We start from the raw sequence: 25,893 nt of genomic DNA on the forward strand, positions 1-25,893 counted from the left end.
TTCACTTTATTCAACTATCATGCTCAAAGTATATCACCCGATACTGATCACTCCGAATAACAGTGCTGCAATGGTCATCACAATCGTGGAACCGAAGGCCCAAAGCATGGCATAACGCTGCAATTCCCCGAATTGGATACCCACCATTCCTATTAAAAGATGGGCGGCGGCAACAAGCGGACTTAACACATGCACCGGCTGGCCAAGTAATGCCGCCCGCCCGATTTCCACCTTGCTGACACCGTATGCCTGCGCAGCTTCGGCCAGGATCGGCAGCACCCCCAAATAGAATGCATTATTGGACATGAAGAAGGTAAATGGTGCACTGATGATGGCAACAATCACAGCCAAGTAAGGCGACATGAACTCTGGGATGATGGAAACAAGTGTATTCGCCATTGCATCGATCATTTCTGTCCCGGACATGATACCGGTGAAGATCCCGGCAGCTATCACTATGGTTGTGACTGCCAATCCATTTTTGGCATGTGCCGCCATCCGTTCCTGCTGATCGCTCATACGCGGATAGTTGATCATCAAAGCTGCAGCGAAAGCGACCATGAATAAGATGGTCAAGGAAATAAAATCAAGGATGAGGCAGACGAGCAATACAATAGTCAGTAACAAGTTGACCCAGACGAGCTTCGGTCTGCGATATGCAGGTACTTCTTCCGCTGCAGAGATTTCCTGAACTGCTTGATTATCCAGCTGCGCGACTCCTAAACGCTTTCTTTCCCTTTTACCAAGGATGAATGCCACTGTAAGAGCGTAAACAAGTCCGACTGCCATCACCGGTATAACAGGAATGAAAAGCTCGGATGCTTCCAAATTCAATGCAGCCATTGTCATAGCAGAAGCACCGCCCCAAGGAGTGATGTTCATGACACCCATGGAAAGCATGGCGACCGTTGCCAGGATCAAGCGGTTCATGCCAAGCCGTTTGTAAAGCGGCAGCAGTGCTGAAACAGTGATCATATAGGTCGTTGTACCATCCCCATCAAGGGCAACCATCATGGATAGGATGGATGTCCCGACAACGATTTTCATCGGATCACCCTTTACAACCTTTAAGATGAAATTGATCAGCGGATCAAACAAACCAGCATCGATCATGACACCGAAGTAAAGAATGGCAAACAAAATCATGATCGCGGTAGCTGCAATTCCTTCGACACCCTCCAGCATCATAGGCCCCAGCGAAGTGGTGAAGCCCCCGATTATACCGAACAGGATCGGAATCAATGTCAACGCCACAAGCGGCGATAGCTTTTTTGACATGATCAAATACATGAATACGGCAACCATGGAGAATCCCAATAAAGATAACAACAAAAAGTCCTCCTTCAACAGCATGTTTGTTAGCGCTTTCATTTGAAAGAAGTGTAACATTCCGTCCGCAAAATGCACAGTTTACTTACATTAAGTGCATTTTTTTCATTTTTTTCACGAGGATCAGGAAGAGTTTTTGGGTATGTATTTATACTTGCGCACTGGCCTTCCGACCGTTCCGTAGCTGATTTCCACCTCTGCTTCCTTTTTCGACACCATATACTCCAGGTATCGCCGGACCGTGGAATGACTTACTCCTACTTTCGCAGCTACTTCTTCCGCCTTTTCACTGGAGTGCTGCTCCTTCATCACCCGCCGGACCGACTCCAGGGTGTGCCGATCCACTCCTTTTGGATACACCTCGTGATCTGTTGTTTCTGCAGTATGTAAATTGGGATGGAAAAACGAATCCACTTCTTGCTGACCGACTTTATTGCCAGTCATCAGCTCTTTCTTATAGGAAGCATATTCTTTAAGCACCCGCTGGAACCGATCGCCATCGATCGGCTTGATCAAATAACTGTATACACCCCCGCGCATTGCCTCTCCCACTGTATTTGTATCATTCGCTGCCGTCAGCAGAATCACGTCCGTCCGGCGGGAATATCGACGGATGAACCAAAGGATTTCGATTCCATTCATATCAGGCAGGTAGACGTCGAGCAGCACCAAGTCAGGCTGCAATACTCGAATCAGACTTTTCGCCTGTTCCCCATTTTCCGCGACCCCAGTCAGTCGGTATCCTTCCATCTGATTCAGGTAATTCTCGAATATGATCGATGCTTCCACATTATCTTCCACTATCAGGACATTCATCCGATCCATTTTCCACGCTTCCTTTCGGGAGAACAACCGTCACAAGTGTGCCTCCTGCTTCGCTGTCTCCATAATACAAAGCTCCATTCATCTTTTCGAGCGCCGCTTGGACGATGGTCAGTCCGATTCCATGTTCTTCGCTCGTTTCCTGTTTGGTCGAATAACCATCAACCAAAATTGCTTGCTTTTCCTTATCAGACAGCCGCTTGCCATTATCCTCGATATCGAATATAACTTCTTCGCCTAAGTCCGTAAAAGAAACAAAGACTTTCCCTTCGGTACCCTGATACTTTGAAGCGGCCTCCAGTGCATTCTCCAGGATATTGCCGATGATTGTCACGATTTTTTCTGTGGCTTCCGCTCCCAAATCAATATCCAGACTGCTGCTTTCATCGATTGTCAATGATACCTTCAGCTCTTTGGCACGATTGAATTTCCCCAATAAGGCTGCTGCAATCATTGGTTCTTTTATGCTGGTCATCAGTAAGTTGACAACACTCTGCTGCTCCTCCACTTCCTTTGAAATGAGTACCAGAGCTTTATCATATTCCTGCAGGCGGATCAAACCATATAATGTATTCAGCTTGTTCATGAATTCATGATTGGAAGCACGCATCTGATCAGCTTGCTGCTTCATTTTTGCAATGGTCTCCGAGACATCTATCACTTCTGTTTCAGGACGCAATGTGAATACGACTCCCAATGTTTCCTCTGCTTCTTTTATCGGCGAAGCATCCACAATATAAATATCGCCTGCAACAAATGTATATTTGTTATATTTGCCTTGACCGTCTGCCAAAACCGCCTGATAAAGAGATTGCAGATTGGTCTGATCGATCGCATCCTCCAGAACAGACTTTTTCTTGAATATCTCCTTGGCCCTGCGATTGATCGACGTAATGTGGCCTCTACGATCGATAGCGATGGTGGCATCCTTGATGGAAGCCAGTGTCGTCTCCTTTTCCTTGAACAAAAAGGATATCTCCCCAGGTTCCAGCCCATAAATCAGCTTCTTCACTCGCTTGGCCACAAGATAGGCGCCAACCAGCCCCAAAGCGAAAATGAGCACGAACCAGACAATCACTTCCTGCAGATATGAAACGATCTGGTGATTTAAGTTTTGCTTCAGAAAGCCGACGGATGCCACACCAATGATATCTCCGGCTTCATTCTTGATCGGGGTTTTCGCTTTTATGGCATAGCCCGAAATACCGTATCCTTCATAGATGACTTCCTGGCCTTCTTCCAAGACAGATTCATTGCTCGTCTTGGTCGGTTTCCCGATCCTCTCCGGTTCTGGATGCGAGATACGAATTCCTTCCGTATCAGCGATGACTACATAATCCGCTCCGCTGTTATGCTGGATTTTCAGCGATTCCTCCTGGATGATATCATCATTACTCCTATTCTCCAGGTGCTCCAGGATCGTTTCGTCCTTGGCTGCCAGTTTTGCGACAGCCATCGCCGTACTTCCGGCATCCTCCTCTACTATTTCATCTACCTTCCTCACGAATAGAGCGCTTACAAACAATAGACTCACTATCAGCAGAATGGCCACCAGCAGGACAATCTGACCGAGCAAGCCAAAACGGAATCCCCTCATATAAGTAGTCCCCTTTATTCTCCTCTTCTATCATTTTACTACCTATGACTTATAGAAAGAAGAAGGACAGTGAAAATAAAAAGGCATCCGCTCTTTTAAGCGGATGCCTTTGATCATTATCTGCTTGTATATCCTGCATCGGCGTGAATCGTTGTTCCAGTCACATAGGATGACTGATCGGATGCCAGCCAAAGGCTTGCTTGCGCGATTTCTTCAGGCTGACCGAATCTGCCCAGCAGGCTGAGCTTCGGTGCAAATTCTTCTTCTGTCTGGCCGGTTTCCTCCAGAGATCCCCTTAGCATCGGTGTATCTATTGCTCCTGGAGCAACTGTGTTCACCCGGATATTCATCGGGCCATTTTCAAGCGCCGCCACTTTTGTCATGCCGACAACACCATGCTTAGCCGCAACATACGCGATGTTATTCGGCTGCGGTCGGAAGCCGCTCACAGAGGAGATGTTGACGATACTGCCTCCTTCACCTTGCTTGATCATTTGCTGCAATTCATATTTCATACAAAGTGCTGTACCTGTCAAATCCACTGCGATCAATCTATCCCAATATGCTTCATCGAATTCGGCTGCTGGTGCATTATCCGGTGTAAGGGCTGCGTTGTTGACGGCTGCATCCAGACGCCCGAACTTGGATACCGTTTCTTCCACCATATGTTTGACTTGTGCGGAATCGGAAACGTCGACTTTCACGAAATATGCTGTACCACCAGCTGCTTCCATCTCCTTCACTGCAGCTCTGCCTTTTTCTTCATTGAAATCAGCTACGACGACTTTCGCTTTCGCTTCGGCGAATAGTTTCGCTGTTGCCAGCCCCATCCCCATTGCTGCACCAGTCACGATAGCTACTTTACCTTCCAATACTGGATATGTCATCTTCCATTCCCCCTTCATGTCCTACGCTTACAATTCAAGAATAAAAGAGGCCGATTCACTCGGCAATATGCCATAATAGGGTTGGCGGATTATCTTGTACAAGTAAGACCAAACTGTTCAAAAAAAGTGAGGGAAGCGTGTGGGTATCACCTATCCAGACAAACGTGTCGAAAGGACACAGCAGGCTTTGAAAGAAGCTTTGCTGAAACTGATGGCTAATAAGCCGCTGCCTAAAATACACATTTCTGAAATAACCGAAGCCGCCGGTGTCAGCAGGGGGACTTTTTATACGCATTATGAAAAAAAGGAGGATCTTCTTGAGGAGTTATCCGAGGATATGCTTGATGAAATGACCATTTCTTTCCGGAAACCTTATGAGCAATCAAAAATGGTCGACTTCCGAAGCCTCCCGCCAGAATCGATCGTTTTGTTCGACCATTTCCTGGAAAATAGAGTGTTCTATCAATTGATGCTGGGCAGCGCCTCGGATAGTTTCTTCAAGGAAAAGATGACGAATCAGCTCCATCACTTTTTCCGGACTGATTACGCCTTTTACTTCCGCCAGATCGACGCAGAAATAGACCTTGATTTATTTTGTACGTACCGTATCCACGGCATGATCGGGTTGATCGTGGAATGGATACAGAAAGGGTTCGATAAACCTGCTTCATTCATGGCTGAACAGCTGCTGCATATCTTCCGGTTTCATACGGAAAGTATCATGATCAGGCATTAGAAAAGAGTGTACCCGCCGGGCACACTCTTTTTTATTACTCCAACAGCATACGAGCTGTTGCATCGTCTGTGATCAAAACGTGGATCAACTCCGCGGCCAATGCCGCTTTGATTGCTTTGATCTTTTCCTGTCCGCTCGCCACTCCGATGACCAGGGGAATCTGCTTCACATGCTCCAAATCCATCGAAATCACTCTGTCATTCCAATCATTATCAGCAGCACGACCATTTTCCGTGATGAAATTGTAGCATATATCGCCTACGACATTTTCGTATTCGATGACGCCATTCGTCTGTTGAAGATAGGATTTCACCATCGTCGAATGTTCTGGTGTCCCGCCGATTCCAACCATTGCAATATCAGCTCTTGCCCCTGCTTCAAAGATGCCTTTAATGGAAGATTGATTGACGATGATTTCTTTCGCTTCCTTGGAATCAACCAATACTGGGGCATGAAGCAGCTTACACTTTGCTTTCAGCACTTCCGCCAGCTTTGCAACGATTTGGTTCGCGTGGATATCGACCCGTTCATCCCCCATCCCCCCTACAAGGGGAATGAATTGAAGTTCCGGGAAATACTGACTGGATGCCATTGCTGTGGCAACCTCATACAATGTCGTACCGGAACTGATTCCGATCGTCTGTCCATTCCGAATCATACGGAGCAGATAGTTACTGGCAGCCGCACCCAATCGTGTTTTGGAATCATCACTCTCATTCGCTTCCACACAAATGACTTCCCGCAAGCCATACCGTTTTTCAACTTTCGACTCAAGTCCCGTATATGGATGATCATCTTGCTCATGAATGATGATTTCGACGACTCCTGCTTCCCTGGCTTTCGTCAAATACTTGGAGATAAGCGACCTGCTGACTCCGATTGCCTTTGCAATTTCCGATTGTGTAGCGCCTTCTTCATAGTACATGTGGGCGATTTTCACCAAAAGTCTTCTATCTCCCAAAAGTGCCATCCTACCACCCTATTCTGTGGTTTAGCATAAAATATGCATCTACCATTGTACTATTTAAATGTAATTTTGCTACCTTCCTGAATGACAGGGAATGTATGCGGGCTTGCAAATACAGCACCCGGCAGCACTTCCGCTTCCGGTTCCGTGAAATAGATCGAGATATGCCCCAATGTTTGCAGATTCTCATTCGCAGCCGAACCTACCTTTTCAATCAGGAACTCCTGTCCATCTATGATCAAGGTACCGCCTTCCTTGATCGCATTGTCTTCTTCCGCTTGTTCCACTTGATGCAGGAACGAGATTTCCTTCAATTCAGCGGGGGCTTCCATGCCGAAAAGAATGACGATTTTATCTGCTTCAAAAGCCTGCGCCATCGGCCCGATTTCCTTCACTATTGTTTGGTACATGATTTTCCTCCTTAATACATGCCAAAGCTGGCAAAGTAAGCAATGATAACCGCTAAGACTCCTGTGATCAATCGGCTGTACAAGACAGCCGGAACACCATACTGGACTGTTTCCGGCTTTGCTTCACCCAAGGACAGCCCTACGGGTACAAAATCTGCACCAACTTGCCCATTTATCGCAAATAATGCCGGCAGTGCAAATTGCGGCGGGATATTGCCCAATGCAATCTGGCTGCCGATCAATACCCCGATTACTTGGGCAATTACCGCACCCGGACCAAGCACAGGTGACAGGAATGGCAGCGTACAGATAATGACGATGACGATCAATCCCCAGATCGAACTTGCAAGCGGTGACATCGTGTTAGCAATCAAGTCCCCGATTCCGGTGTAATTGATGATTCCGATCAGCATGCTCACAAACGCCATGAAAGGAATGATATTTTTAATCAGCATTTCGATGGAATCCCGTCCTGCTTGATAAAATATCCCTGTCACTTTCCCGATACCCTTGGAAAAGCGCATCAGCCAGTTATCATCATTGGAACGATGCTCTTCCTTCACTTTCTCATACTCTTCCCTGAATTCTTTCTTATCGGCAGTATTGAATCTCCCTGCGTCTTCCGCAGCGGCCGAAGCCTGCTCCTGTGCTTCACCTTCCGCAAGAGCTACCTCTTTCGGTGTGACACCTGACACGAAGATATCCTCTTTGATATGTTTCGCCAAAGGACCGGATGGGGAGGAACCCAGAATATCGACAGTCGGAATACGTTTCATTGGGTAAAGCCCAATTCTGGCCGTTCCACCGCAATCGATGACCACGCACATCATCTCGTCCTCAGGTACTGAATTCTTAAAGCCATCCACCGCTTGGGCCCCGGTCAGCTCAGCTATTCGTTCCGCTACAGGGTGAATTCCCCCGCCCGTAATCGAGACTACTTTCGTTTTCTTGCCTTTCGGTTCAATCCGGAGGCCGGTTCCCCATCCGCCGGATCCTTTGCTGACAAACACTGCTTTATATCCCATGCTGATTCCCTCCAGTATTACATTCTTTTCATCAGGAATTTCGTGATTTGTTCCGTCATAAGTCCCCTGATCAGCATCACAACGATCCCGACCAAGAAGAAACGAACTGCCAGTTCAGATGTCGAGTAGCCAGCTTGTGTCAATCCGTTGGCAATACCCAAGTAGACAAATAGCTCCCCGGCATTTGCATATGGGAACAAGGCTGTTACCGGATGCAAAAATGAAACGAGCGAATCAAAGAATGCCGGTTTCTGGCGCTCCTCGACAAAACGGCCGAATGTATATGCCATTGGATTTGTCAGGAGCAAAATGGATAGCATCGGCATCACTGTATAACGCAGCAAAGCATATTTGGAGGTGAATCGAATCGCCTTTGTCACACGATCCTCACCAATGAATTTGATTAGTGCATAAGTAAAGGTCAGCAATACTACCAAAGTCGGTACTATGCCGGTGATGAGACTCATGAATTGCTCTCCGCCAGCATTGAACATGCCGATGAAATGCTCACCGAACCACTGAATCCATTCCATGTCTTCCACTCCCCATTATGAGATGGATGCCAATCTCTTCGTCTTCGAGATGGACATCAAAGCTTGTTCACCGGCAGCCTGCAAAGCTGTTTGCAGTGCCGGCAGCTTTCTTTTTCCCGCTGGACTGTACAGTTCGTCCAGCAGCTCCCCCAGCTGCATTCCTTCATATTGCTTCATTTCTTTGAAAGTCGACAGGATACTGATTCCGCGCATCACCTGGCACTCTTGAATTACATAGGATTCATCCACCACGAGCAGGACAATCGATCCTGGACCGATACGGCGGCGTGATTGCCCCGAAAATAGGTGGAAGCCCTTTTCCCCTTTATATTTACCGACTAATTTCTTCATTGATTTTTGATAATAGTGAACTTGAATGGCAGTCAGGGCCGATTGGACAATCAGCAAACAGCAAGCAACCAATACTAACTTCATCTTGTCATCCTCCCTGTCATTCAGCGAATAAGTGATCCTGAAGCGACCGAAGCTTCCAGACGGTAGTGGACATATCAAGTTCCACATCGTCCAATGTCAGGAACCGGCCTTCATCGATTGCTCTCTTAGCCACTACATTCCCGCTGATCAAACCGATTGGGATATGGCCATTCACTTTCATGTCCTGATGTGTTTCCAGCATCCCACGGACACTATAGCCGCCGATGCCATCAAGTCTTTCGCCCGGCTTGATCGGACGTTTTGCAACAGCAACAGTTTCAGAAACCGGCGCACCAAGCGGATGGATGGAAGTATCATGGTGAAGCACTGCTTTGGCAATAGTGATCGGCGTCTCAAGGCTTGCAAGGTGATACGGACGATATAATGTATAATGCGGACCATGATCGGGATCCACTTTCAACAAATAACGTAATTCCTCATCCACTGGCTCCAATTCACTCTTCACGATCACGAATACACCTGGCGCCAACCCGTTCACATATTCCACGACGCCTAATGAATCAAGCACCCCGCCATTTTCTTTCAAGTCCAGTTTCTTCGCTACATCATCAAGTCCAGCATCTACACCATGCATGCCGACTTTATCCGGTATGAGACCTATTGCATTACTCAGCAAGTTCATCTCAGCCATCGTTTTTGTTCCGTCTTGGAATGCTGCCAGCATATGCGCACTCATATTCTTCCGCTTTGCTTCTTCCGCACATGTATCCGGATTTGCAGTAGGCTTCAGCGCATTATTTTTTCCTTTGCCGGCTACAACAACCTCCAGCCCCATCGTTTTCGCGAATTCATATAACTCCACGATTGCTGCTGGTTCGTCCCCAGCCGAACCGGAATATACCAAACCCGCATTATCAAACATACGATGCATATAGGAGCCGATTGTAATATCAACCTCGACATTCAAAAGAACCAGGTGCTTTTTGGAACGAAGTGCTTCCAAGGCAATATTGGCGCCGACCTCCGGTACACCTGTAGCATCCACTACAACTTCTACCGTACTGGATTGAATGATTGCCCGGTAATCAGAGGAGACTACTGTCCCTGCCTTTCTGTTTTCCTGAGATTGATAGAAATCCCTGGCTCTCTCCGCATTGGCAATATTCACATCACAAATTCCGCCGACAACCATCCCAGGAATCCTTGAAATTTGGGAGATAAGCCCGAAGCCCATTTGTCCAGCTCCGATTACACCTACTTTGATTGGCTGCAATTGTTTATCTCTTTCTTGTAGTTCTCGATAAATGGACATATCCTGCTCCTCCTTGAATGCGTTTTCATATTTAAGCAAAAAATGATGAACATATGTCACTACATTTCATATACGTTCAATAAATGTAACATATGTTACAATTAATATCATTTGTTAATTCTTGATTGTTATTGTATTATCTTTTGTAAGCGTTGTCAAACATTTTTCTAAAAAATCCAAGGAGGCCACCATATGAGCAGGACTGATTATTATCATGAAGAAAATGCCCCTGAAGCCCAAAAAATCGTACCCGCCGTTTCTGCAGTGATACAAAATGGCCAGTATATTTTGCTTCAGCAGAGAAGCGATAACGGGAAATGGTCCTTACCCGGCGGTAATATGGATGCAGGAGAATCGGTACTGGAGGCAATAATTAGGGAAGTGAAGGAAGAAACTGGTTTGATATGTATCATGGATCGCATAACAGGTATATATAGCGATCCCCGCCATATCATCGCTTATTCAGATGGTGAAGTAAGGCAGCAGTTCTCTATTTGCTTCGCAGGAAAGCCTGTCGGCGGAGAAGTGTGCAAGAGTGAGGAGTCTTTCGATATTGCGTGGGTTCACATCGATATACTGGATGATTACGACATCCATCCTGCTCAAAGGATAAGGATAGCGGATGCCCTGAAAAACTGTAAAAGTGCGTTTATCAGGTGATTGACCAATAGCTGGGTCAAGATTTCCTGAAAATCGTTCCAAAAGGGGTCGAGCCATTCATCCCGAGCGATGATTTGTTGGTATTCCCACAGAAAAATCCCCGTCTAAGCAACCAGATCATCAATCTGGTCAGTCAGGCGGGGATTTTTCCCTGCTAATCTGCAAGCTGGCTATCCGACAAGATTTCGATATCATCAATAAGCTTCGAATAGTCGACCTTTGAGAAATCCGTCACATCTGCTTCAATCAACCTTCCCATTTGAAATGCATCATAACCTCTTGTGGTACAGCGCAGGAGAAATTCCTCATAAGTCAATAAATTATCTGCCTCGGTCCTGTTTTCAAGACAATCCCCCATTCGATAGGACGTTACAATATGACTCAAATGTCTGGAATCATCCAAATCCCTTTTTCTTTGACGTTCATACAAGACGTTCAAATCCGCTGTCAAACGAATGGTGATGACTTTATATCGATGCTTATCTGTCAAACACTGAAGATAAGGATACTGCTTATTGCTGAATGGGTAATCAGATATAATATTCTTTCCTGCTTGCATTTGAAATTCCATCACTTCGTAGTATGTCTTCCATGCCTCGTTTTCAAGTCTCTGTTTTTCATTCAAGTCTTGATATCCATATATATCAAAATAGCACTCCTTCAGCTTATCAGGAGATATCAATGCATACGGTCCCAGCCTGTCATCGATCATACTGCCTAAATAAGTCTTACCTGTTCCCGGAAAGCCAGCTAATAATATTAGGACATTATCCATCTATTCACCTTCTATCCATTTACTAGTCGGGCATGATGGAAGAGCCTTACTTCCTCTTTACTTACTTCAAGACCAGGGTACGATCCTCGACATTCATAAAAATACTGATTTTATGTTTGACAATTTCTTTTACTGCCTGATTACATGGAATCACATTATGCCGCAGCGACTTTGTCTCTTTTGTTTCCCCGAATGTTTCTTTTGCTTTTCTCGTCCATGCCACCAATAGTTCCGTACCTACATTGAATTTTCGAATACCGCTATTGATCAGTTCCGGGATATCACGTTCATTCACACCTGTTCCGCCATGAATCACCAATGGCACATCCACTGCTGCATTTATCTCCTTCAGCAATGGAAGATTTACGTCTGTCTTGGATTTATATTGGCCATGATTTGTACCGATAGCAACGGCTAACGCGTCTACTTTAGTCGCTTTGACAAATTCCACAGCATCTTTTGGATCCGTATATACCTTATCATCATCTCCAACATGGATCCCTTCCTCCGTTCCTCCGATGGTACCAAGCTCTCCTTCTACGGAAACTCCATGTTCATGCGCATATTCGACTACTGCTCGCGTCTTCATGATGTTCTCCTTCAGCGGCAGATGAGAGCCGTCAAACATAACGGATGTATAGCCTTTATCGATAGCCTCCTTGATATCATCGAAATTCCTTGCGTGATCCAAATGCAATACCACATCCACCATTTCCTTTGTCGCCATGGACTTGCATACTGCAACGAAGTTTTCATGACCAATGTATTTCGCCGTATCTATGCTTGTTTGAATAATGATCGGCGATCCTTGCTCCTTTGCCGCGCGTATCATATCAGGCAGCATTTCCAAATTGTGTGCATTGAAGGCACCAACTGTATAATTAAGTTCCTCCGCCCTGCTCGTAACTTCTTTTAAAGTAGTGTACATGCTTCACCGCTCCCTTAGTAATATTTATCGAACGCCTCGTGCAACATCCTTGGAGACCTGCATCATCCGATCCATTTTATCGAGATAGATCTGCAGTGATTCTTCATCATTTGCTTTTGCTGCCTCTGCTCGCTTCTTGTTATATAAACTCAATAGTTTTTTATATCCATCGCCGACTGATTTCTCTATTTGAATACTTTTTTCAAAGGCAGCGATTGCGCGATCATCATCCCCGAGCCTTGAATAGGCTTTACCGATTTCTTCCAGGATTTTTGCTTGTTCCCCTTCAGAAGCCTGATCGAGTTCTTGTTCTTTTGAAGAAATGGAAAGCAATATTTGTTCTTTCTCTTCTGGAGTCAAAACGGGGGCGTCTTCCTTTTGCGCATCTTTTTTGGGATTTTTGTCTTTTTTCCTGCCAAAACCAAACATCATATCTACCTCCATTTATTCTAAAAAGCTTTTAGAAGCGGACCAATGAGCCATGCATACAGCAGAGCAGCTGCTACTGTATCGACATCGGTCGCAGTTGCATTAACAAAGCCCATGGAATTGAATATCGTTACCAGCAGCGCTGGCAAGAGCGTGATGAAGAACCCGTGTGCCACACCGCCAATGACCGCACCACGTCGTCCGCCAACCTGATTTCCGAATATTCCGGCAGTTCCGCCCGCAAAAAAGGCTGTCAGCATCCCTGGCAGAATCATAGCCAGCCCGAATACCGGCAGTACGAACATTGCAAGGACACAACCGATGGTCGTTGTAATAAACCCTACGATGACAGCATTGGGACTGTACGGAAACAGCACTGGACAATCCAAGGCTGGCTTGGCATTTGGAACCAGTCGCATTGCAATGCCGCGGAATGCTGGAACAATTTCACCCAGCAGCAGACGGACCCCTGCTAATAGCACGTACACTCCTACTACAAATTGAATCGCCTGAAGAAAGGCAAACATCAAATAATGCGTCCCACCTGCCAATGCAGAAGAAAATTCCGGTCCGGCAAACGCTGCTGTGATGATATAGAGCGGAACCATCACTACCATTACGGACAGATAGGTATCCTGCAAAAACTCGAATTGGGCTGGGAGCTTTAAATCCTCCACCGATTTTTTCTTTTCACCTTTTTCCCCGAATACCTTAGCAACACCTGCTTCGAACACATAGCCCACTGTACAAAAATGTCCCAAAGCGATGTCATCCGAGCCGGTGATTTTACGGACGAATGGCTGCGCAATTGCCGGCATGGCAACCGCAAAGACACCGCCAATGAATCCCCCTGTCAATATCAAAGCAATCCCGCGTAATCCAGCAAAGTATCCAAACACGGTTGTCATGGTAGCCATCCAAAGGATCGCCTGACCTGTTAAAAAGATATATTTCCACCTCGTGAACCGGGCAATGATAATGTTAAAGATGAAGATCGCCAGAAAAGTCAATGCAATATCCCGGCCCAAGCCTAATTCATTCATGGCTTGACCATTAATGGCTTCAATCGAAGGGACAATACCCTGCATTTGGAATCCTTCTGCGAATATCTTGCCGAAATATGTCAGACTCCCGACAATGATACTTGAACCGGCAGCCAATACCATGAAACCCAGCATTGTTTTTAATGAACCGGATATCACCTGACCAGCAGATTTTTTTTGCAGAATCAAACCCAGCATAGCAATCAATGCTATCGTGACAGATGCCTGAGTCAAAATGTTCTCGATAATAAAATTGATAACACCCATTTGCTGCCTTCCTCCCTCGCTCTGTCTGTTTTATACTTAAGCCAAGACTCCTTTTTCCTTCAGTACCGGCGTGATTTTTTCTTCGATTTCTTGTTTGGATACAATGTTCCTTAAATAAACGATTCTTGTTTGCTGAGGATCGATGGTGAATTTCTCGAATTGTGATTGAAAGTTCTGTGCCGTGATGATGATATCCGGCTTTGCCGAAGCAGCTGAAGATATATCCCCATGATCCAATCTGGCCTCGATTCCTAACTTAGTCAACACATCCTCTGCCGCCATTTGACATGCAAAACTGCTTCCCAATCCAGCCCCGCAAACAAATAGAATACTTAATTTTTTCATGAAATCTTCTCCCTTTTTTTAATAGTTTTTTTGACTTCCATAAAGCACCTTGTTAAACGTCTCTATATTTTGTGCTGCTATCAATCTCTTGACTTTTTCTTCATCATTTATCAAATCAATCAAATTTCTCATGATATTCAAATGCGAATAAGAATCGACGGCAGCCAGACAAAATACAAGCCGTACCGGATCATTATCTGGATTGCCAAAATACACTGGGTCCTTTAACGACATAACGCTGACACCCAATTCATTCACTCCGTCTTCCGGCCTCGCATGTGCTAAAGCCAAATGCTTGCCAACAACAATATAAGGTCCATATTCCTCTACAGATTTAATCATGGCAGTTATATAACTTGCTTCAATTGCTTCTTCCTCCATCAAAAGATCGGCTGCCTTAGTGATAGCTTCTTTCCAGTCTTTACATGCTTGATTCAATAAAATATTGGAGTTTTTCAGGATATCCTGTAGCATTGGCTGTATCTCCCTCGTATTAATTTTCAAATGGTGATTCTTAAAAGTCTCTTCTGCTTTCTGGTAGCTTTCTTTGGTCACTTTGCCGCCGCTGTCAATGATCAACTTCAAGATATCCTGCATCAGTTCGGTAGCATCTAAGTTGGTAGAAATCATCCTTCGCTTATCCTTATTTTTACGCAGGAATGAGTCTATTTCTTTTTTATCGCTTTCCCTCAGGATCGGATTGAGTACCAATAATGGTTTTTTCCGATAATCGATAGGAATGGTAGTGAAAACCAAATCCACATCCAGCTTGTCGATGAAGCTTACTTCATGTGAGCTCAATACAGCAACAATGTCTATGTCAAAATGCTCTTTCAGATTGGCGGCCAGTAGTCTTCCCGTTGAAAGCCCATGGCTGCAAAGCACAACAGCCTGATATACTGCGCGTTTCTCCTGCTTCATCCAGCTGGCAGAAGTTGAAAAGTAAACAGTCAAAAATCCTATCTCGTCTTCTGATAATGGCTTCTTTGTATGTTCCTCGATTTGCTTCTTAAAGCATGTCACTGCCTCATAGATTTCGGCATAAGATGCTTTTATCGTATCTTTCAAAGGATTGGTAGCTTGAATGTCGTTCTTGGATCGACTCAATAAACCTGTGATATGTTTATATAATCCTTCATATAATTCGTCCTCCCGCTGTGAAAAGGGAATACCGGTTATTTTCTCCACATGCTCAATTAATTGGATGGCCAGCAGTTGTGCAGTAATCCAATCAATTGAGTTGTTCATATCTTTCGGGTTGAATGATTCTATGGCGAGTGTGATATAATCCATTTCGATCAATGGCGGATCCAGATCGAAATCCCTGCAGAGTGAACCAATGAGATCCCTGATAGGTCCTTCCTTTATCCTGTTTTTGACTTTTGCCGACTCACTTAAAGTATTTCTTTCTTGCATGCGGCGCAGCCAAATACCTAAAAATAAAATGACTTGGTTCCGATACATGTAATTGACTTCCATCTGCGACTTTACCAGGATTTCATCATAAAGCTCGGTAATGATACCGATAGCTTTTGGATTTAAATAATCAATTACCACTTGTTCCAAGGCCGACACTGCAACTTCTGGATTTTGGACACGAAACAAGGCATCAATATCCGTCATGCTGCTAATGACCCTGTATAACATCGACCTTATCGATCGTTCATCCCCTTGTAAAACCACGCCCTGCTTCGGAAAGCTCACTACCGATATCCCATGATTTTTTAAGAACAAACGAAGCCTCCTCATATCTTCATCCAATGTACTCTTTGAAACCTGAAGCTTCTCTTCCATTTCATAAAGGAATGTAGTGTTCAATGGATTTACAATGTCCAAAAGCAGCGCAAGAAAACGTTCATTTGGACGGTAATAATCAAAGGTCCTATCGTCTCCTATTTTTATCAGCAAATCTTCACGTTCCTTGGCAGAGAGGCTTAATTTAAATCCCTTTCCCCTTACTGTCTTTATTGGCGGATAACCATTTTCAGCCAAAAAGCTATTAATCAAGGCCATTTCATTTCTCACGGTACGTTCACTAATCAAGAACTCTGTACTTAAATCCTTACAGGTCAAAAAGGAATTAACGGAAGAAAATCTAGTGAGTAATCTTTGAGTCCTTTCTTTCATGGAATGTAACCCCTTTCACATTTTAATTATATGTGGTGGAATTCTGGAAGTTCAGTGTATGTTTTTGCAACTTGAACTTGCAAAAATGTAAGCGCTTAATATCGTAAATGAGATCCAGCCAAAGAAGTGATCGACTGTTTCCCGCATAAAAAAAAGCCCTCCAAAAGAGGGCTTCTCCAATCAATTACTGTCGGTTCTATCCTTTGTTTTCACACGCACCTGATAGACGATCAGCAGGATGATGAACCAGACTGGTGTGACAAACAAGGATACGCGTGTGTCTTCAGCCAGCGCCAGAACGACGATGACAAACGCCAGGAATGCCAGGATCAAATAGTTCGAGATTGGCGCAAACGGCATCTTGAATTTACTTTTTTTCGCAAGCTCTGGACGTGTTTTGCGATATTTCAAATGGGCCAGTACCGTAATGCCCCAGATGAAAATAAAGCAGACTGTCGAGATGCTCGTGATCAAGGTGAAGACACCTTCAGGTATCACATAGTTGAGTATGACCGCAATCAAGATGACGATGATGGAAAAGAACAATGCGTTCCTCGGCACTTGGCGGAAATTCAGCTTCTTGAACGGCTGCGGCGCATGTTCTTCCTTAGCCAGGGAGTAAACCATGCGGCTTGTGCTGAAAACCGCACTGTTACAAGCCGATGCTGCTGATGTCAATACGACAAAATTGATGATACCCGCAGCGGCTACGATTCCGACTGCTGTGAATACTTGGACGAAAGGACTTTCCGCCGGATTGATTGCATCCCATGGATAGATGCTCATGATGACGATGAGCGCACCGATGTAGAATACAAGGATCCGAATCGGGATATTGTTGATTGCTTTCGGAATGACTTTTTCCGGATTTTCCGTTTCCCCGGCTGTCAGACCGACCAATTCGATACCGACGAAGGCGAAGACGACCATCTGGAACGATAAAATGAATCCATGGATGCCATTGGGGAAGAAACCGCCATGATCCCAAAGGTTTGCGAAACTGGATGGGCCAGCATCTGTGGAAAATCCGCGGATGATCATGAAGACACCAACCACAATCAAAGCCAAAATGGCGATTATCTTGATCAAAGCAAACCAGAATTCCATCTCACCGAATAGCTTTACGGTAGCTAGATTCATGATCAGCAGGATGACGAGCGCAACGAGACCCGGCATCCATTGCGGTACTTCCGGGAACCAAAATTGCGTGTAAATCCCGACGGCCGTCAAATCAGCCATTGCAATGGAAATCCAGCAGAACCAATAAGTCCAGCCCGTAATGAAAGCGGCACGGTCACCGAAGTAATCGCCGACAAAATCCACAAAAGATCCGTAACCGAGGTTACTCAGCAAGATTTCCCCCAAAGCCCGCATAATAAGAAAACAGAAAATACCGGTAATTAAATACGCAAATAAAATGGACGGTCCAGTCAGATGGATTGATTTACCGGCGCCAAGGAATAACCCTGTACCAATGGCCCCGCCGATAGCAATCAATTGGACATGTCTGTTTTTCAATCCTCTGGCTAACTTTTCTTCAGCCATATGTATGCTCCCCTCTTCCTTCATTTCGAGCATGCAAACATGTGTAGTAAAGCCTTGACTCAAAATAAGTATACTATTATATAGTATCTGAACAGATAGAAGGGTGCAATAATCAAATTTTTCTAAAACTTAATGTTACAAGGAAGATCAAAGCCTCTTTTTGCGCTTCTTGATAAAGTAAGCTCCGATAATCACTAGATAGATAACCAAAGTTACGGCTGTGATGACAAGTGAAGTAGTCCATAGCACACCAATCAAGATCAGCAGCAATGCGATGATCGCCAGCCAGGTCGTCATCGGAAATGCTTTGACATAATATGTCGTCTTATCAGGATGCATCTTCCGTGATTTCAGATGGGCGAACGCAATGATAAGCCAAATGAACAGAACCGTGTAGCCAAGCGATCCCATCAGATAATTAAATGTCTTACTTCCGATGAACAGCGAAATCAGCACACCTACATATAAAAATGATGTACAGACAAGGATGGACACAACCGGGACCTGCCGTTTGGACAGCCAAGCGAATCGCTTCGATATTCTCCCATCCATTGCCTGGGTATAAAGAACTCGTGATGAGCCATAAAGTCCTGAATTCATGGATGAAATGATGGCCAGTAAAATGACAGCATTCATGACATGATCAGCACCCGGGATTCCGATAAGCTGGAATACAAGCACGAAAGGACTCACTGCCGAACTGTTCACTTCATTCCAAGGAATGAGACTCACAATGATGAAAAACGGAAACAGATAGAAAGCAATGATTCGAGTCAATGTACTGCGCACTGCCTTTGGCACGACTTTTTCCGGATTCTTCGTTTCCGCCAATGTCACTCCGATGATTTCTGTTCCGCCATAGGAATAGATGACAACCAGCATTGCTGTTACCAATCCCCCGGCACCATTCGGGAAAAATCCGCCATGAGCAGTCAAATTGCTGAATCCCGGAGCCGTATGATCGCCGAACGAGAATAATAGCAGGACGACACCAGCAAGAATGAATAGAATGATGACACTTATTTTGATTAATGCCAGCCAGTATTCCGTCTCAGCGAACGCTTTTACCGAGAAAAGATTGACAGCTGTCACAAGTATGGCAACGATCAGCGTCAGCATCCATACAGGGTAATCCGGCAGCCAGTATTGAAGGAAAATAGCAGCTACGACAGCTTCTGCAGCAATATTCAATACCCACATCTTCCAATAAATCCAATCAAGGAAGAATGCCGGAAACTTTCCGATGCTTGCCTGGACCAAATCACGGAATGTCCTTGCTTCCTTATTCTGGACTGCCATTTCTGCAAGACCCTGCATGACGAATAAAAGAATGATGCCCCCGATCAAATATGCGAAAATGACAGCTGGACCAGCCAGATCGACTGCCGAGCTTGAGCCTTTGAACAAGCCAGCACCGATTGCCCCGCCCAATGCCATCATCATGATATGGCGTGCTGTCATGGTGCGTTTTAATCCATGTTGGTCTTTCTTCATGATTGTTACCCCCTTGATGTTCTCCAGCATTTTTCCAAAGAAAAAAGCCTTCCGTCTCATCTCCATCCGAGGATGGAAAAGAGACGGAAAGCTTCTTTGCTTTCCGCGGTACCACTCTTATTGGTTCTATCAAACCCGCTCTTCACCTTATAACGAAGGTGACTCGTCAAAACCTAAGGAAAATATCCCTCAGTCCTGCTGCTCCAGGGTGAGTTCGAAAATGCATAGTCTGCGTTTCACCAATCCGCAGCTCTCTAAGGCTATGCCAATCTTTCTACTACTCCCATTCGTCGCTTTTATTAAAATATTTCGGTCAATTTTGAATTAATCCTAACTATAAGTGCAGCGGAATGGTTTGTCAATATTTCTTACAAAATTAAATAACTTGCAGTCTCACTTTCCCTAACAGGCTAAAATCGGCCTCATATCTTCCTGTCCCTAATGGAACCGGTGATAGGAAAGTTCCGGAACTGATTGCCATCCCCTCTTTCAGGGAAATATTCTTGGCGGCTAGTTTCTGTGTCAGCCACGCAACTGAAGTGACGGGATTCCCCATTACTTCCGAAGCAAACCCTGTACCGATATCTTTACCATCAAGTGTCAATGTCAGTTTGATTCGTTCCACCTCCGTCATGGTCAGATCATCCCTCCCTTTATCGGAGACAACCACCTTTCCTGTTACACCATTGTCACAAATCAAATCAGCCAGCTGGAATTTCGGGAACCAATCAGCGAAACGGGAGTCAGGAATTTCTATGCCTGCAGACAGAATGCTCTTCTCCAAGATTTCCTCCTCTCCTGCTCCAATGCTCAAATCCTCTTTCAAGACAAATACAATCTCCGGCTCGAGTAACGGGGACATCATGGAAGCAAGCTCCACTTCTGTATCCCCCGTATGTATCGTATCATCGAATAACGTGCCGTAAGCTGGCTCCGTTGCCCCGAATAACGCCTGCGTGGCCGGGCTTGTCATACTGATTTTGTGTCCCTTTTTTACTTTTCCAGTCCGTTCCGCCCGCACTGAAACAAATGTCTCTTGCACTTCATAGGCTTGCTCTGGTGTCAGCTCATACTGACGGCTGATAAAATCCATCGGGTCCCCCGTTTCATATACTTTCAGCAATTGAGCTGCCAACGCTTCTTTCCTGACCTGTTCCGTCTGTTCCGTCATTTTCCTTCTCCCCTTTATTCGAATTATCTGATTTATTAGATTATAGTATAGTGACAATTTTATAGCCAGGGGATTTCTGCTTTGCATAATCAAACTCTCCAATATCCACGTTCGCCCCTCCTGATCTTGCTCATAAAAGAACGCCTATCCACTGATAGGCGCTCCTTTTTCGCTTTATTTTTCCATTACTTTCGCAGATGTCACGTTCGCCAGATTCACTACTTCCCCAGCTGCCCCGAACCAGCCATTCTCACTGTCTTTTATTTCATTTACCACATGGACATAGGATCCTGACTGATAATCTGTGAATGTGTATTTCTCCCCGCCAATAAACGTAAACTCTACATCAAACTTCTCTTGCACGAATAGTGCCTCCTTCAGAAATTATCTTCATATATGAATTTCCCCTTGCTTGCTAAGTTAAACGCTTCTTTTTTCATTGACGCAATACTCTTCAGGCACAGTGATCCTGCTTGCTGTGGGGGACGCTTATGACGATAACGTGTCATTCTTGGTAAAATATCGATATCATGATCAATATACAAAGGTGGTTTTTCGTTTAAGATAAAGAACAAGCAGCAATATATTCGGCACCCAGCATAACCAGGCAATATACGGATAATACACTTCATAGAGGGAAGGACCGAAAAGGAGCATGAATATCCCCAGCCAGATGCGCAAGGTCACGGCTGCGAATGTCAGACTGTAATTGATCATGATCCAGTGCCGATGCTGGGCTATTTTCCGTTGGGCAGCAGCTCGGATGGCAAGGAAAACAGTGATCAGCCATAGGAAAGCAAGCATTCCAAAGCCTGTTTGTGCAATTACTCCGCCGGTGGCATAGTAAGCCAGATACAGGCCGGATAATCCCCCTCCGGTTACTCCCGCTGTGTAGAGATAACCTAATTGCTTGTGGAGCTTATCCTTCTGCTTGTTCCTGTTCATCAGCAGAAAAGGACCAAGTACAAGCGCGAAAATACTGGTGACAATATGAACAGCAAGCATCCACTTCCACATACTCGAGATAACTTCACCAAGGCTCACTTTCTGTAAAATGAAACCTGCCCTATCCAAGCCTATGATTCCATATTGAACAATCGAATAACCCGCAATCCCGACAGCCAGCACTATTACAGCACTCATTTGGATCTTTTTCATCATCTATTGTTTTCCCTCCTCTTTTTACCAGTGGTCAAATGCGACTATAATAAAAGACCAATCAAATGGTCTTTCTTAAAAAATCGACATATCTTCCAGCTGCTTTCGCTGCTGCCTCAAAATTCGCTGCGCGATGCAAATGAAGAGATACAAATCCATGAAGAGCAAGAAATAGCGAGTAAATTTCTCCATTCTGCGGATTGATGCCGCCCGCTACTTTCACGGCTGCTTCAAATCGTTCGAAGCTTTCTGTCGCCGGCCGCTGCATCAAGCTGTCCATTTCTTTATTTTTCAGCATAAACATCAGCTCATACTGATGCGGATGATCGAGCCCGAATCGGATGTATTCCATGAATAAATCCTGCATCTTATCGCCCTCTTCTTGCTGCATGATTCGATCGATAATACTATTCAGTTCTTGAAAATAATAATCCAGCACCTCGGAGAACAAAGCAGTTTTGTTCTTGAAGTGATAATATAATGCACCATGGCTGCAGCCTAAATGCTTAGCAATTTCCCGCATCGATACTTTTTCATAACCTTGTTCGATGAATAGCTTCCTAGCCTGCTGTATAATCTTATCCTTCGTTAGTTCTGCCATTACAACCTTCCTTTTAACCAGTGGTCAAATAAATTATATGCAGTATTATCCTTTCTGTCTACCATTATTTCCTAAAACATTCTTCCATACTTCGACATATTCTCCCTCGGAACTACAAATTAACCCCCTATCAACCTATAATCAAACCCCTTACAATATAAGTGAGACAAGTATAATGGCAGGGAGGAAGATGCTGTATGTTCTTCATGATGAAATGTATATCCCTCTTACATGCTTATAAAAAAGGTGATCCCGGCGGCGCGACCATCCTTCATTCATGTACTCGCTCTTACATCATATTTCCACGTATATCATGACTGATTCCAGGAACATCCATACATTCATACATCATTTCATTGGAAACAAAACAGTGCATCATTCCATCGCAGAAGGCTCCCGATAAGGGAGCCTTCACTTTAAAAATCATATTCCGCTTCTTTTTTCGCTCGCACGGCTGCTTGTGCTTCCGCCAAGTCAAAAGCATCTTCAACCAGCCGCTGAAGCCGGAGATGCACATCATCATTCATGATTTTTCCGTTCAGGAAATCCTTTTCTTCCACAAAGACATATGTCGATACAAGATGTGCCTTCATATAGGACAGGATTGGTTTCAGCTGCTGCTCTGCCACGAGGAAATGCTTGGCGGATCCGGCAGTGACCACGATACCTGCAACCTTATCACGCAATGCTTGCGGGGGCAGGAGGTCGAATACATTTTTCAGCGTTCCCGGAATGGATGCTTGGAAAATCGGCGTACCGATAAATAGGATATCAGCTTGCATGATCTGCTTGGTCACATATCCCGTATCACCTGGATAGTCCAAGTAGTTTCTCCCATCACTGAATTGAAGCTCATAATCTGCCAAATCCAATAGAACATGTTCCGCATCCGGATAGGCTTTGACCATTTCTTCCCACAGCAAAGACAATGCCGCTTTTGTCTTCGACCCGACAATCGAGCCTGAAATACCTACGACTTTCATTTCTCCGCACCTCCTTGTTTTGTATATTTCCTTATTGCCGGCAGGATTTCCGAACCGATATATTCGATGTTGCGCTCCATCTTTTCAAAAGGTACACCGCCAAAATCGAGCTGCGCCAAATAACGCTGATGTCCGAACTGCTCATGCTGGTAAAGAATTTTCTCGATGATCTGCTGCGGACTGCCGACATTGATTATACTCCTATGATCGGCGCCTTGGGCAAATAACTGTTTCGGGAATCCTTGGCCATTTGTCTTTTTCATACCTTCATTGATATGCGGATAATAATCGCGCAGTGCTTCCTGTGTCGTTTCTGCCGCATAGAAGAAGCCGGTCGTTGCCACCGGCAGCTGGGCTGGATCAAATCCACGTGCCGTCAATGCTTCCCGGTAAGCATCGATTGTTTGCTTGAATACGCTAGCTGGGCCGCCAAGCATGGCTACTGTCATCGGAACTCCTGCGTGGCCTGCTTTTATGGCACTGGCTGGCGTTCCTCCAACAGCACGCCAGATCGGCAAAGAGCCATTGACTGGCCGAGGCAGCACCTCTGCGTTTCGCAATGCCCTGCGGAATTCCCCACTCCAATTGACGATTTCTTCCTCGTTTATTTGAAGAAGCAGATCGAACTTTTCTTCAAACAGCGCTTCATAATCATGCAGGTCATAGCCCAGCAATTCAAACAGTCCGACCCGGGATGCACGGCCGGCAATCAACTCCGCCCTTCCATTCGATATCAGGTCGATCGTTGCAAAGTTTTCATACACCCGAACGGGATCTGAGGTACTGATGATAGTCGAGGAACTCCCTATTTTGATTTTTTCCGTTGCTTGCGCGATAGCTGACAATATGACAGCATGTGCCTGGGATGCAAAGTAGGGCTGATGACTTTCACCAACGCTGAAGAAATCGATCCCCGCCTGATCTGCCAGCTGAGCCAGACGTATGATCTGCTGGATCCTTTCCTTGGCGGAGATCCGATCTCCTGTTCGCGGATCTGCCAAATGGTCCCCTAATGTGTAGATGCCGAATTCCATCCCTTTACTTGGATCGATACGATATTTTTCCATATTCCTGTCTCCCATTACTTATTGTAAAACCATTATCCTCCAAAGCTCACTTATTGGAAAGTACGCACTTGAAAGTGGTATAGTATAAAAAAAGATACTGTGGAGAGGGGATAGGAAGATGAAAGAAATGCCTGCAGAAATTGAACCGGAAATGTGTAAGGTGACAGATGCACTAGGTATCCTTGTCGGGAAATGGAAACCCGTCATCCTGCTGCATCTGCTTAAGAATGGCACGCAGCGCTTCAATGAATTGAAACGCAGTTTGCCCGGTATCACGCAGAAGATGCTGACAAACCAGCTGCGTGAATTGGAAGAAGAAGACATCATCGAGCGCAAGGTCTACGCACAGGTCCCTCCGAAAGTCGAATATTCCATTACTGACTACGGACGAAGCCTCGAACCGATTCTGCATGCGATGCATGAATGGGGAGCCAAGCATACGATTCATAAACAATCAAAGAAAAATGAGCAAGCGGAAGCAAAATAAAAAAGATGAACTGTCGCCAGTTCATCTTTTTTCATGGGTTATACTTGATTTTTCAAACGTGCTGCTGCTTCTTTCACCTGTGCAAGACCAGCTTCAATGATGGATGCTGCTTGGTCAGGAGAAGCATTATGTCCTTCGATGATCACTTCGTCAATGATTTCCATTCCGAAGATACCACCGAATACATTACGCATGTAGTTCAGGGACATATCCATCGGTGCAGCTTCAGGTGCAGAGTATACGCCTCCGCGTGCATTCAGGAAGATCGCTTTCTTATCAGTCATCAATTGGATCATGTTGCCTTCTGCATCATACTTGAATGCAAAACCAGCAGCATACACGTAATCGATGAATGTCTGCAATTTAGCTGGAATCGTCAAGTTCCAAAGCGGGAATGCAAATACAACAACATCAGCTGCTGTCAAAAGATCCATCGCTTTTTGTTTTGCAGCCAACAGACGCTGCTCTGTATCATTCAGTTCCGCACCGTTTTGTACTTTACCGAAAGCATCGAACAACTCTTGGCCGAAGTATGGTGTATCCTCTGCGAACACATCATAAGTAGTGACAGAAAGATTTTCCGCACCTTCAATTTCATGCATGAAAGTTTCATACATTTTACTGGAAATCGCCTCGGAAGCCGGGCGGTTATTTGCTTTGACTACTAATACGTTCATTCCGTAAAACCTCCGTTATTCCCCATTCAGGATTCGTATTCCCCTAAATCCCCTGCCATCCATTATCAAGTTTTTTATATGATTCAACAAGTACGCACTTAAAAGTGGCATAGTATCTTTTA

General features: G+C 45.1%; 28 protein-coding genes and 1 other annotated feature. Of the genes, 3 read left to right on the forward strand and 25 right to left on the reverse strand.

The window, feature by feature from the left end:
• Positions 1-33 precede the first annotated feature (33 nt).
• The 4 genes from CHH53_RS05230 to CHH53_RS05245 all read right to left on the reverse strand — a co-directional run bounded on the left by CHH53_RS05230 (position 34) and on the right by CHH53_RS05245 (position 4,635).
• Complete coding sequence (locus CHH53_RS05230) at positions 34-1,329, reverse strand: CitMHS family transporter (RefSeq protein ID WP_095215068.1); 1,296 nt, start codon at positions 1,327-1,329, stop codon at positions 34-36.
• A gap of 123 nt (positions 1,330-1,452) precedes the next feature.
• The gene (locus CHH53_RS05235; protein ID WP_095215069.1) at positions 1,453-2,154 is read right to left on the reverse strand and encodes a response regulator; all 702 of its coding nucleotides are present in this window, start codon (positions 2,152-2,154) and stop codon (positions 1,453-1,455) included.
• Positions 2,120-3,748: an ATP-binding protein gene (locus CHH53_RS05240; protein ID WP_095215070.1), complete on the reverse strand. Its 1,629-nt coding sequence runs from the start codon at positions 3,746-3,748 to the stop codon at positions 2,120-2,122. Before CHH53_RS05240 ends, CHH53_RS05235 begins: the two co-directional genes overlap by 35 nt.
• Positions 3,749-3,864: 116 nt before the next feature.
• Positions 3,865-4,635: an SDR family NAD(P)-dependent oxidoreductase gene (locus tag CHH53_RS05245; RefSeq protein ID WP_095215071.1), complete on the reverse strand. Its 771-nt coding sequence runs from the start codon at positions 4,633-4,635 to the stop codon at positions 3,865-3,867.
• 139 nt (positions 4,636-4,774) lie between these two features.
• On the opposite strand from CHH53_RS05245, the gene CHH53_RS05250 reads away from it, so the two are divergent.
• A complete protein-coding gene (locus CHH53_RS05250) occupies positions 4,775-5,371 on the forward strand; it encodes a TetR/AcrR family transcriptional regulator (RefSeq protein ID WP_095215072.1) in 597 nt (198 codons plus the stop codon).
• A 34-nt stretch (positions 5,372-5,405) separates the two neighbouring features.
• Here the strand turns inward: CHH53_RS05250 and CHH53_RS05255 are convergent, their stop codons facing one another.
• Genes CHH53_RS05255 through CHH53_RS05280 form a run of 6 tightly spaced genes read right to left on the reverse strand, consistent with a single transcriptional unit; the run spans position 5,406 to position 10,014 of the window.
• A complete protein-coding gene (locus CHH53_RS05255; RefSeq protein ID WP_095215073.1) occupies positions 5,406-6,341 on the reverse strand; it encodes a sugar-binding transcriptional regulator in 936 nt (311 codons plus the stop codon).
• A 50-nt stretch (positions 6,342-6,391) separates the two neighbouring features.
• The gene (locus CHH53_RS05260; RefSeq protein ID WP_095215074.1) at positions 6,392-6,748 is read right to left on the reverse strand and encodes a PTS glucitol/sorbitol transporter subunit IIA; all 357 of its coding nucleotides are present in this window, start codon (positions 6,746-6,748) and stop codon (positions 6,392-6,394) included.
• A gap of 11 nt (positions 6,749-6,759) precedes the next feature.
• Positions 6,760-7,773 (reverse strand): PTS glucitol/sorbitol transporter subunit IIB, encoded by a 1,014-nt coding sequence (gene srlE / locus CHH53_RS05265; RefSeq protein ID WP_095215075.1) that lies wholly within the window; start codon positions 7,771-7,773, stop codon positions 6,760-6,762.
• Positions 7,774-7,790: 17 nt separating this feature from the next.
• Complete coding sequence (srlA, locus tag CHH53_RS05270; RefSeq protein WP_095215076.1) at positions 7,791-8,306, reverse strand: PTS glucitol/sorbitol transporter subunit IIC; 516 nt, start codon at positions 8,304-8,306, stop codon at positions 7,791-7,793.
• A gap of 15 nt (positions 8,307-8,321) precedes the next feature.
• On the reverse strand, positions 8,322-8,741 hold the full coding sequence (locus CHH53_RS05275; RefSeq protein ID WP_095215077.1) for a transcriptional regulator GutM: 420 nt from the start codon (positions 8,739-8,741) through the stop codon (positions 8,322-8,324).
• A 16-nt stretch (positions 8,742-8,757) separates the two neighbouring features.
• The gene (locus tag CHH53_RS05280; RefSeq protein WP_095215078.1) at positions 8,758-10,014 is read right to left on the reverse strand and encodes an NAD(P)H-dependent oxidoreductase; all 1,257 of its coding nucleotides are present in this window, start codon (positions 10,012-10,014) and stop codon (positions 8,758-8,760) included.
• Between the two features lie 192 nt (positions 10,015-10,206).
• On the opposite strand from CHH53_RS05280, the gene CHH53_RS05285 reads away from it, so the two are divergent.
• Positions 10,207-10,674: an NUDIX domain-containing protein gene (locus CHH53_RS05285; protein ID WP_095215079.1), complete on the forward strand. Its 468-nt coding sequence runs from the start codon at positions 10,207-10,209 to the stop codon at positions 10,672-10,674.
• A 154-nt stretch (positions 10,675-10,828) separates the two neighbouring features.
• On the opposite strand, the gene CHH53_RS05290 is transcribed toward CHH53_RS05285, so the two are convergent.
• From CHH53_RS05290 to CHH53_RS05355, 14 genes are all read right to left on the reverse strand, one after another.
• Positions 10,829-11,449, reverse strand: a complete 621-nt coding sequence (locus CHH53_RS05290) for a P-loop nucleotide/nucleoside kinase family protein (protein WP_095215080.1) — start codon at positions 11,447-11,449, stop codon at positions 10,829-10,831.
• Between the two features lie 61 nt (positions 11,450-11,510).
• Positions 11,511-12,377 (reverse strand): class II fructose-bisphosphate aldolase, encoded by an 867-nt coding sequence (locus tag CHH53_RS05295; RefSeq protein WP_095215081.1) that lies wholly within the window; start codon positions 12,375-12,377, stop codon positions 11,511-11,513.
• A 24-nt stretch (positions 12,378-12,401) separates the two neighbouring features.
• Complete coding sequence (locus CHH53_RS05300; protein WP_143594468.1) at positions 12,402-12,809, reverse strand: tetratricopeptide repeat protein; 408 nt, start codon at positions 12,807-12,809, stop codon at positions 12,402-12,404.
• 17 nt (positions 12,810-12,826) lie between these two features.
• A complete protein-coding gene (locus tag CHH53_RS05305; RefSeq protein ID WP_095215083.1) occupies positions 12,827-14,116 on the reverse strand; it encodes a PTS sugar transporter subunit IIC in 1,290 nt (429 codons plus the stop codon).
• A gap of 36 nt (positions 14,117-14,152) precedes the next feature.
• A complete protein-coding gene (locus CHH53_RS05310; RefSeq protein ID WP_095215084.1) occupies positions 14,153-14,461 on the reverse strand; it encodes a PTS sugar transporter subunit IIB in 309 nt (102 codons plus the stop codon).
• 18 nt (positions 14,462-14,479) lie between these two features.
• The gene (locus CHH53_RS05315) at positions 14,480-16,588 is read right to left on the reverse strand and encodes a BglG family transcription antiterminator (protein ID WP_095215085.1); all 2,109 of its coding nucleotides are present in this window, start codon (positions 16,586-16,588) and stop codon (positions 14,480-14,482) included.
• A 180-nt stretch (positions 16,589-16,768) separates the two neighbouring features.
• Positions 16,769-18,133: an amino acid permease gene (locus tag CHH53_RS05320; protein WP_095215086.1), complete on the reverse strand. Its 1,365-nt coding sequence runs from the start codon at positions 18,131-18,133 to the stop codon at positions 16,769-16,771.
• 147 nt (positions 18,134-18,280) lie between these two features.
• The gene (locus tag CHH53_RS05325) at positions 18,281-19,627 is read right to left on the reverse strand and encodes an amino acid permease (protein WP_095215087.1); all 1,347 of its coding nucleotides are present in this window, start codon (positions 19,625-19,627) and stop codon (positions 18,281-18,283) included.
• 76 nt (positions 19,628-19,703) lie between these two features.
• Positions 19,704-19,927, reverse strand: a binding site (T-box leader).
• A gap of 76 nt (positions 19,928-20,003) precedes the next feature.
• Positions 20,004-20,798: a 2-keto-4-pentenoate hydratase gene (locus CHH53_RS05330; protein ID WP_095215088.1), complete on the reverse strand. Its 795-nt coding sequence runs from the start codon at positions 20,796-20,798 to the stop codon at positions 20,004-20,006.
• Between the two features lie 174 nt (positions 20,799-20,972).
• Positions 20,973-21,161, reverse strand: a complete 189-nt coding sequence (locus CHH53_RS05335; RefSeq protein WP_095215089.1) for a hypothetical protein — start codon at positions 21,159-21,161, stop codon at positions 20,973-20,975.
• Between the two features lie 171 nt (positions 21,162-21,332).
• On the reverse strand, positions 21,333-21,959 hold the full coding sequence (locus CHH53_RS05340; protein ID WP_095215090.1) for a DUF2306 domain-containing protein: 627 nt from the start codon (positions 21,957-21,959) through the stop codon (positions 21,333-21,335).
• Positions 21,960-22,017: 58 nt separating this feature from the next.
• A complete protein-coding gene (locus CHH53_RS05345) occupies positions 22,018-22,557 on the reverse strand; it encodes a TetR/AcrR family transcriptional regulator (RefSeq protein ID WP_095215091.1) in 540 nt (179 codons plus the stop codon).
• Between the two features lie 416 nt (positions 22,558-22,973).
• Positions 22,974-23,540 (reverse strand): NADPH-dependent FMN reductase, encoded by a 567-nt coding sequence (locus tag CHH53_RS05350; protein ID WP_095215092.1) that lies wholly within the window; start codon positions 23,538-23,540, stop codon positions 22,974-22,976.
• Entirely contained in the window at positions 23,537-24,607 is a 1,071-nt protein-coding gene (locus tag CHH53_RS05355; protein WP_095215093.1) for an LLM class flavin-dependent oxidoreductase, read from the reverse strand. The genes CHH53_RS05350 and CHH53_RS05355 overlap by 4 nt, the downstream gene beginning before the upstream one ends.
• Before the next feature lie 118 nt (positions 24,608-24,725).
• Here CHH53_RS05355 and CHH53_RS05360 point away from each other — a divergent pair, with 118 nt between their 5' ends.
• Positions 24,726-25,094 (forward strand): winged helix-turn-helix transcriptional regulator, encoded by a 369-nt coding sequence (locus CHH53_RS05360; protein WP_304442494.1) that lies wholly within the window; start codon positions 24,726-24,728, stop codon positions 25,092-25,094.
• A gap of 38 nt (positions 25,095-25,132) precedes the next feature.
• On the opposite strand, the gene CHH53_RS05365 is transcribed toward CHH53_RS05360, so the two are convergent.
• Complete coding sequence (locus CHH53_RS05365; RefSeq protein ID WP_095215094.1) at positions 25,133-25,771, reverse strand: FMN-dependent NADH-azoreductase; 639 nt, start codon at positions 25,769-25,771, stop codon at positions 25,133-25,135.
• Positions 25,772-25,893: the final 122 nt, after the last annotated feature.

The sequence above is a fragment of the Terribacillus sp. 7520-G genome, from assembly GCF_002271665.1.
Lineage (GTDB): Bacteria > Bacillota > Bacilli > Bacillales > Amphibacillaceae > Terribacillus.

Excerpts from the sequence above, each read along its gene's own strand:
- CHH53_RS05320 (WP_095215086.1), bottom strand. The coding sequence starts at position 18,133 with ATGGCTGAAGAAAAGTTAGCCAGAGGATTGAAAAACAGACATGTCCAA.
- srlE (WP_095215075.1), bottom strand. The coding sequence starts at position 7,773 with ATGGGATATAAAGCAGTGTTTGTCAGCAAAGGATCCGGCGGATGGGGA.
- CHH53_RS05325 (WP_095215087.1), bottom strand. The coding sequence starts at position 19,627 with ATGAAGAAAGACCAACATGGATTAAAACGCACCATGACAGCACGCCAT.
- CHH53_RS05295 (WP_095215081.1), bottom strand. The coding sequence starts at position 12,377 with ATGTACACTACTTTAAAAGAAGTTACGAGCAGGGCGGAGGAACTTAAT.
- CHH53_RS05315 (WP_095215085.1), bottom strand. The coding sequence starts at position 16,588 with ATGAAAGAAAGGACTCAAAGATTACTCACTAGATTTTCTTCCGTTAAT.
- CHH53_RS05305 (WP_095215083.1), bottom strand. The coding sequence starts at position 14,116 with ATGGGTGTTATCAATTTTATTATCGAGAACATTTTGACTCAGGCATCT.
- CHH53_RS05245 (WP_095215071.1), bottom strand. The coding sequence starts at position 4,635 with ATGACATATCCAGTATTGGAAGGTAAAGTAGCTATCGTGACTGGTGCA.
- srlA (WP_095215076.1), bottom strand. The coding sequence starts at position 8,306 with ATGGAATGGATTCAGTGGTTCGGTGAGCATTTCATCGGCATGTTCAAT.
- CHH53_RS05355 (WP_095215093.1), bottom strand. The coding sequence starts at position 24,607 with ATGGAAAAATATCGTATCGATCCAAGTAAAGGGATGGAATTCGGCATC.
- CHH53_RS05285 (WP_095215079.1), top strand. The coding sequence starts at position 10,207 with ATGAGCAGGACTGATTATTATCATGAAGAAAATGCCCCTGAAGCCCAA.
- CHH53_RS05240 (WP_095215070.1), bottom strand. The coding sequence starts at position 3,748 with ATGAGGGGATTCCGTTTTGGCTTGCTCGGTCAGATTGTCCTGCTGGTG.
- CHH53_RS05300 (WP_143594468.1), bottom strand. The coding sequence starts at position 12,809 with ATGATGTTTGGTTTTGGCAGGAAAAAAGACAAAAATCCCAAAAAAGAT.
- CHH53_RS05345 (WP_095215091.1), bottom strand. The coding sequence starts at position 22,557 with ATGGCAGAACTAACGAAGGATAAGATTATACAGCAGGCTAGGAAGCTA.
- CHH53_RS05290 (WP_095215080.1), bottom strand. The coding sequence starts at position 11,449 with ATGGATAATGTCCTAATATTATTAGCTGGCTTTCCGGGAACAGGTAAG.
- CHH53_RS05340 (WP_095215090.1), bottom strand. The coding sequence starts at position 21,959 with ATGATGAAAAAGATCCAAATGAGTGCTGTAATAGTGCTGGCTGTCGGG.
- CHH53_RS05360 (WP_304442494.1), top strand. The coding sequence starts at position 24,726 with ATGAAAGAAATGCCTGCAGAAATTGAACCGGAAATGTGTAAGGTGACA.
- CHH53_RS05235 (WP_095215069.1), bottom strand. The coding sequence starts at position 2,154 with ATGGATCGGATGAATGTCCTGATAGTGGAAGATAATGTGGAAGCATCG.
- CHH53_RS05260 (WP_095215074.1), bottom strand. The coding sequence starts at position 6,748 with ATGTACCAAACAATAGTGAAGGAAATCGGGCCGATGGCGCAGGCTTTT.
- CHH53_RS05275 (WP_095215077.1), bottom strand. The coding sequence starts at position 8,741 with ATGAAGTTAGTATTGGTTGCTTGCTGTTTGCTGATTGTCCAATCGGCC.
- CHH53_RS05350 (WP_095215092.1), bottom strand. The coding sequence starts at position 23,540 with ATGAAAGTCGTAGGTATTTCAGGCTCGATTGTCGGGTCGAAGACAAAA.
- CHH53_RS05365 (WP_095215094.1), bottom strand. The coding sequence starts at position 25,771 with ATGAACGTATTAGTAGTCAAAGCAAATAACCGCCCGGCTTCCGAGGCG.
- CHH53_RS05310 (WP_095215084.1), bottom strand. The coding sequence starts at position 14,461 with ATGAAAAAATTAAGTATTCTATTTGTTTGCGGGGCTGGATTGGGAAGC.
- CHH53_RS05255 (WP_095215073.1), bottom strand. The coding sequence starts at position 6,341 with ATGGCACTTTTGGGAGATAGAAGACTTTTGGTGAAAATCGCCCACATG.
- CHH53_RS05280 (WP_095215078.1), bottom strand. The coding sequence starts at position 10,014 with ATGTCCATTTATCGAGAACTACAAGAAAGAGATAAACAATTGCAGCCA.
- CHH53_RS05330 (WP_095215088.1), bottom strand. The coding sequence starts at position 20,798 with ATGACGGAACAGACGGAACAGGTCAGGAAAGAAGCGTTGGCAGCTCAA.